Source organism: Autumnicola psychrophila (assembly GCF_031846645.1).
Classification (GTDB): domain Bacteria; phylum Bacteroidota; class Bacteroidia; order Flavobacteriales; family Flavobacteriaceae; genus Autumnicola; species Autumnicola psychrophila.
Genome location: NZ_JAVRHN010000010.1, coordinates 102,318 through 116,943, shown reverse-complemented (window position 1 = coordinate 116,943; position 14,626 = coordinate 102,318). Strand labels below are relative to the sequence as shown.

At 39.7% G+C, this 14,626-nt stretch carries 10 protein-coding genes and 1 pseudogene; 2 read left to right on the top strand and 9 right to left on the bottom strand.

The genetic code is table 11. The annotated features are described in order from the left end of the window. Positions 1-9 precede the first annotated feature (9 nt). Together RM541_RS13635 and pckA are read left to right on the top strand one after the other, a co-directional pair. The gene (locus RM541_RS13635) at positions 10-1,848 is read left to right on the top strand and encodes an SLC13 family permease (RefSeq protein ID WP_311500691.1); all 1,839 of its coding nucleotides are present in this window, start codon (positions 10-12) and stop codon (positions 1,846-1,848) included. A 28-nt stretch (positions 1,849-1,876) separates the two neighbouring features. Then, positions 1,877-3,508, top strand: coding sequence for a phosphoenolpyruvate carboxykinase (ATP) (gene pckA / locus RM541_RS13630; RefSeq protein WP_311500690.1), 1,632 nt, complete (start codon positions 1,877-1,879; stop codon positions 3,506-3,508). A 232-nt stretch (positions 3,509-3,740) separates the two neighbouring features. Here the strand turns inward: pckA and RM541_RS13625 are convergent, their stop codons facing one another. The 9 genes and pseudogenes from RM541_RS13625 to RM541_RS13590 form a co-directional block, all read right to left on the bottom strand. Further along, positions 3,741-4,829 carry a sensor histidine kinase gene (locus tag RM541_RS13625; protein WP_311500689.1) on the bottom strand — a complete coding sequence of 363 codons (1,089 nt, stop codon included), beginning with the start codon at positions 4,827-4,829 and terminating at the stop codon, positions 3,741-3,743. Positions 4,830-5,457: 628 nt separating this feature from the next. Beyond that, entirely contained in the window at positions 5,458-6,678 is a 1,221-nt protein-coding gene (locus RM541_RS13620) for a glycoside hydrolase family 88/105 protein (RefSeq protein WP_311500688.1), read from the bottom strand. Between the two features lie 150 nt (positions 6,679-6,828). Then, a complete protein-coding gene (locus RM541_RS13615; protein WP_311500687.1) occupies positions 6,829-8,166 on the bottom strand; it encodes a pectate lyase family protein in 1,338 nt (445 codons plus the stop codon). An 81-nt stretch (positions 8,167-8,247) separates the two neighbouring features. Next, positions 8,248-9,603, bottom strand: coding sequence for a hypothetical protein (locus tag RM541_RS13610; protein WP_311500686.1), 1,356 nt, complete (start codon positions 9,601-9,603; stop codon positions 8,248-8,250). A gap of 285 nt (positions 9,604-9,888) precedes the next feature. After that, positions 9,889-10,155 (bottom strand): hypothetical protein, encoded by a 267-nt coding sequence (locus RM541_RS13605; protein WP_311500684.1) that lies wholly within the window; start codon positions 10,153-10,155, stop codon positions 9,889-9,891. Between the two features lie 97 nt (positions 10,156-10,252). Beyond that, positions 10,253-10,591: pseudogene (locus RM541_RS17525) on the bottom strand (nucleoside hydrolase-like domain-containing protein); the annotation flags it as partial. 113 nt (positions 10,592-10,704) lie between these two features. After that, positions 10,705-11,691 (bottom strand): hypothetical protein, encoded by a 987-nt coding sequence (locus RM541_RS13600; protein ID WP_311500683.1) that lies wholly within the window; start codon positions 11,689-11,691, stop codon positions 10,705-10,707. 61 nt (positions 11,692-11,752) lie between these two features. After that, positions 11,753-13,123, bottom strand: coding sequence for a nucleoside hydrolase-like domain-containing protein (locus RM541_RS13595; protein ID WP_311500682.1), 1,371 nt, complete (start codon positions 13,121-13,123; stop codon positions 11,753-11,755). After that, positions 13,123-14,208, bottom strand: a complete 1,086-nt coding sequence (locus RM541_RS13590) for a DUF1593 domain-containing protein (protein WP_311500681.1) — start codon at positions 14,206-14,208, stop codon at positions 13,123-13,125. Before RM541_RS13590 ends, RM541_RS13595 begins: the two co-directional genes overlap by 1 nt. Positions 14,209-14,626: the final 418 nt, after the last annotated feature.

Here is a 14,626-nt window from a genome sequence, read left to right as displayed (position 1 = left end):
ATTTAAGAAATGTATATTCTGCTAATTATACTAATTATCACCCTGGGATTATTTGTGTGGGACAAGTATCCGCCTGATGTTGTTGCTTTAATGTCTATGTTAGCCCTTTTCCTTACCGGAATTCTCGACCTCACAGAGACTCTTAGTGGATTTAGTAATCCTACTGTAATAATGATTGCCGCTCTTTTTATTATTGGTGAAGGACTTTCCCGAACCGGATGGACCGCTCTTGCCGGACAAAAATTTGTAGCCATGGCAGCTAAAAGTAATAACAAGCTATTAATTCTTATCACACTGGGCTCGGGAGTTCTTTCCGGATTTGTAAGTAACACCGGAGCTGTGGCGGCCCTAATGCCTATGACAGTGTCTGCTGCCTGGAATGCAGGAACATTACCTTCAAAGTTACTCATCCCGATGGCTTACGGATCTAATACAGGAGGTTTGCTCACTTTAACCGGTACTCCTCCCAACATCGTTGTGAGTAACACCTTAATAGAAAATGGTTTTAAAGGCTTTTCCTTTTTTGAATTCAGTCTTATTGGTGTGCCTCTGTTAATTGTGACTTTACTTTATTTCAGGTTTTTTGGCCATAAACTTTTACCTAGCAGGGAAACCTCTGCAAAGCCAGTTAATATCGATTCTGAAATGCATAAGTGGATTGAGCATTTCAGTATTGGAAATAATTTGTATCGTCTAAGGATAAGATCTATGTCGCAACTTGCAAATACGAAGCTTAAAGACTGGAATCTTGAAGACAAGTATAATGTTTCCATTGTACGCTTGCGACGTAGACATCCTAAACCCTTAAAAGGAATTCCTTCTTACGTAGAATTCCCGGTTCAGGATACCAATTTGCTTTATCACGATATTATAACTGTAAAGGGAACTGCCGAGGCAGTAGATAAACTTATCCTGCTATTTAACCTTGTTATTGTTCCTACTCCTCCAGATGAGAAAGGACTTAAAGAAGAATTTATTAATCAGGAAGTTGGTATGGCTGAAATGCTGGTAACTCCAACCTCACGTCTTATAGGCGAAAGTATAGGAATGGGTTCTTATTTACAGAAAAATAACATTCAGTTATTAGGGGCTAATCGTGGAAGTAAAGCCTTAACAGATACCAAAATTAAAGTGCAGGCCGGTGATGCCCTGCTGGTAAGAGGTGCCTGGGAAAATATAGAATCCCTTAAAAACATGCATGATAACCTGGTAATTGTAGGTAGTCCTGAAAATATGAGTAAAGATGTAGATGTACTTGGTCCAAGATCTTATATTGCAATGGGAGCACTAATCGTTATGATCCTTTTGCTCGTGATGGATATTATGCCTGGCGCAATGGCCGCGCTTGTTTGCGCAGGACTTGTTATGGTTACGGGATGTGTGCCAATTACCAAAGCATACAGCAACATTAGCTGGACCAGTGTGGTAATGATAGCTGCTATGATACCTATGGGTATTGCCTTACAGAAAACGGGTATAGCTCATCTTACCGCTAATGCACTGGTAGATAGTCTTGGGCAGATACATCCAACGGCATTGCTGGCTGGATTCTTTTTAGTAACTTCATTATTTAGTCAGGCCATAAGTAATTCTGCTACCGCAATTCTTATGGCACCAATCGCACTTATTGCTTCGACCACACTGGATATTTCGCCGGCGCCATTCTTAATAACTGTGGCTATAAGTGCTTCAACAGCTTGTTTATCTCCTGTAGCTACACCTACGAACGCTATGGTGATGTCTGCCGGTAATTACAAATTTGTAGATTTCTTTATAGTTGGAGCCCCATTACTTTTATTAATGTTTCTTACCACCATTTTACTGGTTCCGGTAATATGGTCTTACTAGAATAATAAATAACCTAAAATTAATAATTATGGAAAATGTTCTGAACCGTCCAAAACCCAATAACCTCATAAGGTATGGATTGAAGGATAACGTGGTACAATGGAATCTCAGTGGAGAGGAACTTCAAAAGATCACTATTGAGAAAGGAATGGGCAGGGAAACCTCAAACGGGACACTTGCCGTGAATACGGGAAAATTTACTGGGAGATCACCACAGGATAGATTTCTTGTACAGGATGAATATACCAGTAAGGTATGGTGGGGGAAAATTAACAAACCTCTTTCACCTGAAAACTTTGATTTATTGTACGACAGGGTAACCGCTTACCTTTCTGGTAAGGAAATTTATGTACATGATGGATATGTTTGTGCCTATCCTGAATATAAGATGGATGTAAGGACAATTACAGAATATCCTGCGTCCAACTTTTTTGTAAAGAATATGTTTTTAAGACTGAAAGAGGAAGAATTAGAAAATTTTGAGGAAGACTGGCTGGTACTTTGTGCACCAGGGTACTCTGAAGAAAATCCTGAAAAGTATGGTTTGCGCCAGGGAAACTTCAGTATTCTAAATTTCACCAGGAAAATTGCCTTAGTTGCAGGTTCTGCCTATACTGGTGAGATAAAGAAAGGGATTTTCTCCGCATTAAATTTTATTCTTCCGCTGGAAAAAAATGTACTGCCTATGCATTGCTCTGCCAACGTTGGAAAAGATGGAGATACTGCTATTTTCTTCGGTCTTTCTGGTACCGGAAAAACGACTCTCTCCGCAGATCCCCAAAGAAAACTTATTGGTGACGACGAGCATGGCTGGACAGCAGAAGATGTGATTTTTAATTTTGAAGGGGGATGTTATGCTAAAGTAATTGGTCTCACAGAAGAAAACGAACCAGATATCTATCGCGCCATAAAACCGGGAGCACTTCTTGAAAATGTGATTTTTAAAGAAGGCACCGGAGATGTGGATTATTTTGACGGTGCAATTACTCAAAACACCAGGGTTAGTTATCCTATAGATCATATTGAAAATATTCAGGAGAATTCTTATGCAGAGAATCCACAAAATATTTTCTTCCTTACCTGCGATGCGTTTGGAGTATTGCCGCCGGTCTCAAAACTCACGCCGGGACAGGCCGCCTATCATTTTATTTCAGGATACACTGCAAAAGTTGCGGGAACAGAGGCAGGAATTACTGAACCTGTTCCATCTTTTTCTGCTTGTTTTGGGGAACCCTTCATGCCTTTGCATCCCACTGTTTATGCAGAAATGTTGAGTAAGAAGATGCAGGAATCAAATGTAAATGTTTGGCTGATTAATACCGGTTGGAGTGGAGGTCCTTATGGTGTAGGTTCCAGGATTAAACTGAAATATACCCGAAATATGATTTCTGAAATTCTTAATGGCAGCTTGCAGGATGTCGATTATGAAACTCATCCAATATTCGGTTTAAAAATACCCAAATATTGTCATGGCGTTCCTTCCGAAATGCTGAATCCAATTAATACCTGGCTTCAGAAGGGGTTGTATATTCAAAAATCTATTCAATTGGCACATTCATTCCATCTCAACTTTGAAAAATTTGCAGAAAAAGCTTCAAAGGAGATTCTTGAAGGAGGTCCACCTATTGATGAACACCACAAGATTTCATCAGATTTTTAAAATTTAAAAAATTGGGATTAACACAAAAAGATCGTAATCTTTTCATGTTCAACAGATTACGATCTTTTGGATTTAAAATCAGTAATTCTATTGAAATTAAAATGAGAGTGGGAGAAAAGCCTTTACATTGCGGCAGAGCTTAGATGCTCAGTTTTAATGAGGAAACTATAATTGAGTGTCTTTGATTCAGCAAAATGATTAAATCAGGCACTTGAAGAATTTAGAAAGAATATTAAACTTTAAAGACTAAACTAAAAGTAGAACCCTTATCCACCTCACTTTTGAGGCTTACAGTACCTCCCAAAGTGTTCATATAATCTTTAACAAGATAAAGCCCTACGCCTTTACTTTCTGTATGACCGTGAAACGTTTCGTGTAAACGGAATACTTTGTCTTCTACTTTATTCATGTTAAAACCCAAACCGTTATCATTATATATTACATGAACGGTATTTGCAATTTTTTTTGAAGTGATTTTAATGATCGGAGGAACGCCGGGTCGTGCATATTTTATTGAATTCGAAATCAAATTAAGAAATATACTGTGTAAATAGAAAGAATTAAAATTGACGAATTTCACTTCAGAAAAATCTGTATCAAAGCTTGTGTTTGTGCTCTGGATGAGATATTTGATAGGATTAATTGTATCCTGAAATACTTTATTTATATCCAGTTTCTCCGTTTTAACCAGAGATTTACCGGTTTCTTTTATGGTATCTATGTAGTTATTTAATATATCCTTTAAACTTTCAGCAGATTCTTTTAATAAATCCATGTAGAGCAGATTATCTTCATTTTTAATTTCAGTAGTATCCAATAAACTGAAGAGTGAGATCAAATTGTTTACAGGAGATTTCAGATCATGTGTAGTCGTATAGGATAATTTAGTTAATTCTTTATTTAAAAATGAAATGTTCTTAATAAGAGTATTCCTTTCTTGCTCCTGGTTTTTAATGTGAGTAATATTCTTGGCAATTGCATAAATAAGTTCCTGAGATGGCACTGGTATGGAAGTCCAGGTGAGCCAAACGATTTCTCCTGTTTTTGTAATATACCTGTTTTGAAAATTTAAAAGTGGAACACCTTCCCTTAATTGTTCTCTTAAATTTGCTGTTTTCGTTCTATCAGGTTGAAAAATTAACTCACTAATTGGGAACGAAAATAATTCCTTTTCTGAATATCCCAATAATTTTACAAAAGCCGGATTTATGCTTCTGAAATAACCATCAAATCCTGCAATACACAAATAGTCCTCAGATAATTCGAAAAAGGGAGCTAAATCGTATGCTGTATCTTCAGGGGGAGATGAGATAATTTTCATAGAGATTAAAGTTATGAAAAATAATCTTAGATGTATAATTCACATACGGTTACTGGACAAAGAAATAAATGTCCTTAATCTGGTAAAGAAAATAATAGAGAAGACATCTTCGCGAAATTCAAAATAATAATAATGCTGTTTAAAAATAGCAAATTAATTGAAAGAATATATTTCACTCAATAACTCAGCAGACAAGTGATGTTAATGAGTCAGTAGAAATAAAAAGCCCCGTAAATCACCCCGTAAATTACTCTATTACAGAGCTTTTAACACTCCGTAATTGGAGGTTTATCAGCTCTAAAAATAGCCAAACTTTACCGTAACAGATGGTAATAGAATCTTTCTTCAAATGAATAAAACAGAATAAAAAAATTCATGGAGGCCAGTCCGAAAATCCAGTCAAAATCCATATTTGGGTTGATTAGTATCTATCTTATTGTGGGGCGTGTGGACATGAAATGAAAAGCAACTTCCCAATTGATGAAATCGTACAAATATTAGGGATTTCAGTATTCTATAAAACTCTTTTGAATGAAACTTTAATCGAATATCGAATAAATTAAAATGACAAAGAACAACTGAACTTACTTGAGTACTAAAATTACGCATCAGTACTAATCCTCAATAACTATTTACTTTCAATCTTTTCAAGCCAATCGGGGTTAATTTCGACCATAAGGCTGGCCAAAATGAATGGACCGGTAGCCTTGCCGTCATTTGACACAACCGGTTCACTAATGTAGTATTCAAAGGAACCGTCTCTTCGGGTATTGCCTTCCGGTCCCAAACCGGCCACACTGCAAACAGAATTTATAGTCAGATTTCCATTCGCTTCGACTTCTATAAAATTTCTCAATATCCCATTATATGCTTTAATGGCAGGTTGCAGATAATTTCCTTCATCAAGAATGCCCTTTTTCATTCCTTTAAACATACCATAAGTAAACATACTTGCGCAGGAAGATTCCAGGTAATTTCCTTCGCGATTTGGCATATTGACAACCTGATACCACAATCCTGTTTCTTCATCACGGTAACGGAGTAGAGCATCTGTCAAATTAGTATACATTTCAACGATCTTTTCCCTGTCTTTGTGGTCTTCCGGCAGAAAATCGAGCACATCTATAAGGGCCATGTAAAACCATCCCATTCCTCTTCCCCAAAAATTTTCTGAACGGCCTGTTTGAGGATCGGCCCAAAAGATACTTTTACTTTCATCCCAGCCATGGTAATAAAGACCTGTTTCCTCATCCAGAAGATGTTTTTCCATAAGCAGGAATTGATTAGTTATGTCGTTGAAAGCGGATGGATCTCCAAAATTCTTCACGTATTCAGCATAAAAAGGGGCTCCCATATATAGGCCATCCAGCCACATTTGGTTGGTATAGATCTTTTTATGCCAAAAGCCCCCTTCTGAAACTCTAGGATGCTCCCTGAGCTGATCCATAAGTAATTCTACGGCGTCTCTATAACGCTCGTCCCCTGTTTTTTCATAAATGGGAAACAGCATTTTCCCTGCGTTAATATGGTCAATATTGAACTCTTCCTTCTCGTATCCCATAATATTTCCCGTGGAGTCTATCAATTGATCTACAAAGGTTGTTTTGACATAATCGTAATATTTTTGATTGCCATTTATTTCCCAGACATTTAGGATGGCCGTATTTACCAATCCGGATACGTAACTCCAATGGGGCTCATCATCCCGTCGCTCCATTTCCGATTCTGCCATCCATTCAGAATAGGTTTTATCAACTTGATTTTCTATTTGTTTTGTTCTTGCCTTGCATTGCACAAGCAACAGTGAAAGGAAAAGTAATAGTGCAACATGCTTTATATTCTTTTTCATGTAATGGAATTTTTCTAGGGATAATCATTTATTTGTAAATTTCCTTTATTACGCAGCTTCGCCAGAAGCACAACTGCCATCCGGTCTGCACGATCTTCCTGAATTAGAATTTCTGATCTCTCAGGCACTTTATTTTGTTTTTATAATAGCTTATTTAATGCTGTTAATATATTTCTCAAGCATGGTATAGCCATCTGGTGCCAATTTATTTCTATCCTCGGGATTATTTAGATCAAGGTTATTTTTAAGTTCCCAATCATCTGGCATACCATCTTGATCTGAATCTTTAGGGGCGGATGTGCTCTTAAGTTCAGGCCATCCTCCTACATCTTCCTGACTTTTAATAATTTTACCTTTTCTATTCCTAACATCATCTGCAATACGTTTATCAACTATATCGCGCTTTGGTAAAATAGCCCCACCCGAATTTACCACCTTTTCATAAGCTATTTGGGCATCTTCCTTTTCCACAGGTTCTGCCGGAAATGGTTTACTTTTCTTGTATGCACGGATTTCCTTATTAGTCCAGCCATCCCGAAAATCCACTAAGCTCCAGGGGTTATCAGGAAGCTGATGGTCATAGTAATTTCCGGAAAAGTAAGCGCTGTTATAGGTCGATCCGGTGCGGTAGGCGATTCCATTATGCTCCGAATTTACGCCAGGTATGAGGTAATTATCTAAGTAATTAAGTCGGGTAGCACTTTTGGAATCAGCATTGTATCCAGCATATCCCCCTCCCCAATTATAAAGCACATTGTTCCTGAAGTCGAGCAGTAAACCTTCCGGGTCCTCATTATATGGATTAGAGTCATAATTTCCCGGCCTGGGATTACGGCCATGGTTATGAGCATATAGATTATGCAAAAAACTGTATTTCGCATTTTCGGTTCCACGGATCAAGGAACCGAAACCGTGTCCATCTACATTTAATCCCTCAGTGATAAAGCACCATTGTACGGTTACATTCGTTAATGTTGGGTTTCTGGTAGAACTGGACAGAACTTCATCAAGGCTCCAGCTGGCAGAGCAATGATCTATAATAATATTTTCACCCTCGGATATGCTGATAGCATCTTTACCCTGTTTACTGCCCTCGCCATGTTTCCCATCACCCAGGCGTACTCGCAAATATCGTATGATCACGTCACTGGCAGCAACAAGAAGGGTTTCCCCTTTTAAAGCGATCCCTTCCCCCGGAGCAGTTTGTCCTGCAATAGTTATAAATGGGTTTTCAATGTTTAATCTATCTTTGAGTTCGATTGTACCGGAAATTCCGAATACCACTGTACGAGGTCCTTCTTGTTCCACGGCCCAGCGAAGGCTACCCGGTCCACTGTCTTTTAAATTAGTAACATATAGTACTTTTCCTCCGCGTCCTCCTTTGGAGTAAGCACCATAACCCTCCGCCCCTGGAAATGCGAGTTTTTGGGACCATAAACTAGACATTGATAAAACAGAAATTAATCCCGCTATAAGTATACCTTTCATATTAAAAAATATCATTTAATTATTTAAAATTAAGCTTTAACTTTTATGTTAAAATTCCGAAGCATTTATCTGTTATAAGAATTATTCCACTATTTCCAAAAGAGCTACACAGGGGCTGTTGGAGGGAGTTTCCAGTGTAATCATTCCTTTAAACCCCCAGTCGTTTTTACCTCCATCCCATTCCACTTCTACCATTTCAGGTTCCGACCACTTAAGATCATTAATGTCAAGCCACTGCAGTCTCAATTCATCAGCATAGACCCAAGGGTCTACATCCACTTTATAGCGTCCCTGAGGAAAATAAATTGCATACTGATGCCCGATGTTGGCGATGACGTAAGCCTCCATCATGGAGGGAACAGACACACGGGGCGACAGCAGGTCATTGTGGGGAGCGCATTCAAAAATATCGAGCTTCTGCAACAACATATCCATTGCCTTCAGGTTTACCTGTACACGCTCATTTAGGCCAGATCCCCATCGCTTCTCTGGCACTGAAGGCCTATGAAATCTTACGGATGCACAACCGGCGAAGATGTTGCGCCAGAAACGATCGATAGCTTCTGTTTCTGAACCCGCGGAAAAGTTTGTACTTCCATCCGTTGCCCCATATATTTTTACGTTGTTCATTGGCATAGGATCAAAGGATGCTATCTTCTGACGTAAGAACATAAGATAGTCCCAATGGGCAGCCCCTCTTGCTCCCTTTGAATCCTGATTGACCTGTGAAATATCCACAAAATCGAAAATTTCCGGATTTGACATGACATGCCTCACGGCGTTAGTGGCTGAAAGCTGCATGTTCGTGACATATATTTTCTGTCCCGTTTTACCGGCCTTATCTTTAATGTACCGGGTCCAATAGTTCTCCCAGCCCCCGCTTTCACTACTTTCGTTATTTATGTTGTAAAGGACATTGTCGTATTTAAAAGTGATGGAGAGGAGCTTATCAATATAACCCTGCTGAAAAGCCAGCTGCTGGTCGTCCTTCCTGTCCACGGTTGAGAAGAAATCTTCCCTGCCATTGAGGGAACCGGTCTTTATATTGATATTTTGATCAGAATCCCAGGGATGTTGATCCCCAATATCAAACTTGTCCCACAGGGTCAACTGAACAATAATACCTCTTTTGGAAGTTTCATCAAGAAAAAAATTGAGCCTGTTCCAATACTCATTATTCCACTTGGTGAGGTCATATTTTTCATCTTTTACTTTTTTGAAGGCGTAGACATTTCCTTCATCTCTGTCAGACATTGTGTTTCTAATGTAGTTCGCACCAACAGAGGTCATTAGGTCAAGATGATCTGTCAGCTTCTTACCTGTCCATTGATAAGGGTTATCATCGTCGCTGCCACCCTTCAAAACTACAGGCTCTCCATTGTACTGCCAATACCATGGGTTTTCATTATATATCTGGATTCCCTGATTGCTTGACATATTTTGTCCAAATAATATATTTGAGGGCATTAAATAAAGGATTAATAAAAAAATTTTAGAATTCATATTTTTCTTTTTATAATGTTCATACTTTAAAATTTCTTGGGATTTTTTTAAAAAGGAGTTTTTAGCTATAGGTATACCGTCATGCTTCCCTTCCGAAAATTTATGCCTAAAAAGATAACATAATTTTTAGTGTAATTTTTTCATCATAAATATGTTATTTAATAATGTGAATTACTAGTAGTACGTTAATTTTTTTAAAATAATCATAATTAACTGATCTTAAACATTCGTTCTTTGATTTCTTAATTCGATTAAAATGTAATTTTCAATCTCTTTGGGAGCATAAATATTGCCTTCATCTCTGTCAGACATTGTATTCCTAAAGTAATTACCACCTATTGATTTTAACAAATCGAGATGATCGGTCAGTTGTTCACCAGTCCACTGCCAAAGGTAATCTTCATCACTCCCGCCAATTAACATTTGGCTCTCCTTTATACTACCAATACCTCGGGTTTTCGTGATAGGGTTAGATGGTATTGTCATTGCTCATATTATGATCCTGAGCAGAGATAGGATACGCTCCGAAAAGTAAGATCCTGGATAAACGATCAGAGATATAAGTTTTTTTATTCTTTATTGATCATGATTTATAGTTATTTAGGGAGCATCCAGTCGGCGCATCGGGCAAAATCTTCCTGGTAGTCTTCCCGCCATTTGGAGAAGCTCTCCGAACCGGGTCCGTCAAACCAGTGGTTTGTGGAGGTATCTGGGGGTACTGCCCGCCCCAGCTTTCCTGACCTGGCTCCTCAGGATCATTTATTCCATATATTGCGATGACCAGGTACAGGAAGGAAGGGATATCGCCCTCCTGCATGCCGGGGCTGTCTGGGTGGTATCCGGTCTCCGGATAGATATTACCTAATAGTCCATGGCCGTTCCGAATATGGGTATTGATCCATTCCAGATTGCCCAATTCAGAGTCTGAGCGGCCATTCCCCTATAGGTGTCCTGGGGGGCAAAGGGGGAGGGGTGAGCGTTAATGGGGTGAGGATCGCCCCGCGGAGGAGGCGATTGATGTTGGGTTAGCTGCCATTATGGCTTCACCCCTTCGGGGTCCGCGGCGGTGAAGGGATCGGCAAGACGGGCCTCTATGAAATTCGAGATATCATCGTGTCCTGCGTCTTTGGAGTGAAAACCGAAAACCGAGATGGCCTCGGTCCCCGTGAGGGAACGGTTGTCGTTGGGCCAAGTGCCTACCCGTCCGTAGCTAACTACGACCATGTTGTCTGCTTGCACGTAGGACTCTCCTCCCACGCCTTCGGTTTGGTTGTCCACGCCCATGTAGAAAACTTGAGTGTCCTTTGGATCTGTATCCAAAAAGTAGATAAACGGAGAAAAGCACTCGCTGGCGCTACACAATTGCCCGTTTTCCGTTCCGTCCTTAAAATACCATTTGTCCACATCAGGCCCTTCCATCTCTCCCCCGATCGGTCCCTCATAAAGAAATGCGTACGCATCTTCGGCTTTAATCACTTTAATCGCAACGTGACTCGGGAAGAAATGATACTCGAGTTCATAGGTCTCATTGGCGGATCTCATTCTGAGGTGTTGGCCTTTCAGAACGCCGTCCGGACCAAACGCGACATCCTCACCATTCTCGTCCACCCATCGCGTGGATGTACCACTCGGCAGTTGCGGGTGGTCGAAGTTGCCGTTTCCGAAGTTCGGCCAACCCCGATACTCATGCTTGCCGTTGCCTCGCGGTGAAAGGTTATAGCCCTTGTCCGCATCATTACCTATCCAGTCGTTTCCTGCCTGGTCAAATGCACTACTAAAACCTGTTTTGCCATCTGTCTCGCCATTTTCAAAATAAAAAGTGCCACCTGCAGCGGCGATTTTCCAACTCATGTTGTCAAAATGGCGAACCTCAGTTACCACAACCTGGCTAGGGTATGGGTCAAATGGCATTCCTGATACAGGTGTTTCATTTTCCTGATTTTGCGCAAAAAGAGAAGTAGCGCTAAGAACTATACATGATAATATTAGCGATGTTTGAATAGATAATTTATTGTTTTTCATTTCGATTTAGTGATTTTTGTTGGGTAATGGGTGAGGGGTTTATTATTCTCTGATACCTTATTTAGGGCACATTGATAATCATTCTTCTGTAAGCATATAAACTGGGCTTACCATCATCAAATAGTTCAAGTATAATATGGATATTTTTTCCAGATGCATTATTGGGAATTTTAATACTTGGTTTTGATGAATTACTATTTTCAATGGTAATTTCTCCGTTGTAGGTGCTTGGTTCATCATAGAAAGACCATCTGTAGTTGAGCTGATCCTTATCAGGGTCACTTGAACCCTTGGCATCCAGGGTAACAGTACTTCCTTTTGCAGCAGTCATTTCCAACACTTGTCTTGTTTTATCACCATTCAATATTGCAATCGGATGATGGTTTGCATCGCTGTATTTAGGAGTTATGCTCCAATCCATTCTGGCAGCGAAGTCATTGTTATATCCATCTTCCCATTTTTCGATGGCATCACTTCCTTCATCTGTATTGCCGTACATATAATATGGATCATATTGCGTTTCTGCCTCTGGATTTATTTTAGCCACTTCGGACATGCTCCGTATCCCTTCCTTTTTATTAAAACTAAACCGGCCACCCCAGCCACCCTGATCGATTTGATCGGGATCATTAAGACCATTGGGATAGACATGCATGAATGCAGGTGTATCTCCCTCGGTAGCATATTTTGTATCAGGATAAACAGCCCCTAGCGGACCATGGCTTTGAATGTCATTACGTTGATAATCGCCATTTTTGGGAGGTTGCCAACCATACACGGATGTTGCACGGATATAGAAAACCTCAGGAAAATTTTTTGCAATCCATGCACCTGCATCATCTTGTCCTAAGACATCATAAAGCCTCAGTTTTGACAAAAAAGTTTTTAATTCTGCTGGGCTGCGAGTTTCTCTGACTTTCCATATTGCTTGCGCAATATTATTCATTCCACCCCATCCCATCACCCAAAGAGGTCTAGGATCATCCTTATCTGCTGCTGCTATAATGAGTTCAGACCCAGGACTATCTTTACCAATACCCACATCACTCATGCCATAGCCATCTTGTCCCATAACAGCAATTGATTTAAGGTATTCAGGTGTGGGGAAATCAGCGGCATGAACAGCTAGGTTTGGATAAGCTTCTTCATAAGCATCCAAAATTTCATCCAACATCCCCGTATTGTCTTGGGTTTTCTTCCAGCATCCTGTGGCCACAATCAATCCTTCAATGTCGAATTCATTAGCGCTAACCAACTGACGAACCATGGACTGTATATCGTCAGGATCAGCCCCTAAATCAGTGGTATTGATCACACGTGGTTTGAATGAACCAGCATTCTTCTGGGCACAAGCCCCAAAGGACATAAATATTACCAATACAACAGAAGTGTATAAAAACAAATGACTTTTTTTCTTTATCATGATATCCATTATTTTGATTTTTCTGATTTGGGAGTAATACACCAGTCCGCCCGATCCTTAAACTCTTGCTGATAGTCCTCACGCCATTTGGATATGGACGACTTACCCGGACCATCCACGTAATGGTTTGTTCCCTTAATACGGGTAAATTGTCCTCCCCAACTGGGCTGAGTAGGGTCTTCCGGATTATTTATTCCCCTGTTGGCACTAACCAAATGAAGAAAAGTTGGAGAGTCTCCTTCGCAGACACCAGTAGACCCCATGCCTTCATGTGGATATACATCGCATAGAGGACCATGGTTGTAACGTACATTCTCATTCACCCAGTTAAGATCTGAAACCGGATCATCGCCACCAAACATTCCCTGGTACGTTTTACGTGATTCTATGATGAACAAATCAGGAAACTCATTCATCATCCACTCATGTGTAGCATCCTGACAGTAAATGAGATGAACTCTTAGTTTACTGACAAAGGTTTTCAGTTCCTGTGGACTCCGTGTATTCTTTACATCCCATAATGCCTGGGCAATTTCCCTTGGCCCTCCCCAAACACCAATCCAAAGGGGTCTGGGATCCGGCTTGTCAACTGCGGCAATGATGGCATTGGAGGCTTCTGAATCCAGTCCTTTTCCAATGATATCGGTATAGGGCTGTTTTTCGCAACCAAACTTGATGCTGATCCCGTTATTGTTTCCTTTGCCTTCGTAAGTAACTGCTCGCAATTGATCTGCTGTAGGAAAATCCGGGTCATAAGTTATCAGATTATCATAAACTTTTTCATACTGATCCAGTACTCCGAGGATATTTTTTTTGTGCGCTTCCATGGCAAAAGTACCGGCTGAAGCAATCAATCCTTCTACATCAAATTCATTGGCATACAAAAGAAAACGAACCATCGACTGCATATCGTCAGGATCACTTTTCATAGTATTAGGTACATCATCTCCACTTTTTACCACACCAATTGGTGGAAAGTCAGATGTCATCATCACACGTAGTTTTTCTTTTTTCTGATTTTGGGCCTTTACGTATTGAAAAGGTACTGAACTGGTAATGACAGTGATCAGAATTAATGAAAAAATTGTTCGCATTTTATTATATATTTAAATTGATAATTAATTAATGGTTTATATAGGTGAAATTCACTTATGTTAATTTTTTGGAAAGCTCTATACTCATTAAGACTCAGTTTACCTAGCTGGTTGTTGAAGAGTTTTTTTCCAATACTCATGTTCCATAATAAAAAGCTAAAACTTTCTTTTCGTAATAGATTTTATTGTACCAATATATATTTTATTTCTTTGGTGTCAAATGAGCCATTGCTCTCTTGACTAGTAATTTGTACCCGCACAACATAGGTTACTGCACTTACGCCATCATCAGGTTCTTGTAAACCTGCCCAATATTTACTTTGAAATTATATACAAAGGAACGCAGTTTATTGCTGCAGTTGGGAAAGCTAAAAGTTAAATACCCTTACGTGATGGTTAAATAAGTTAAGGAAGTGTT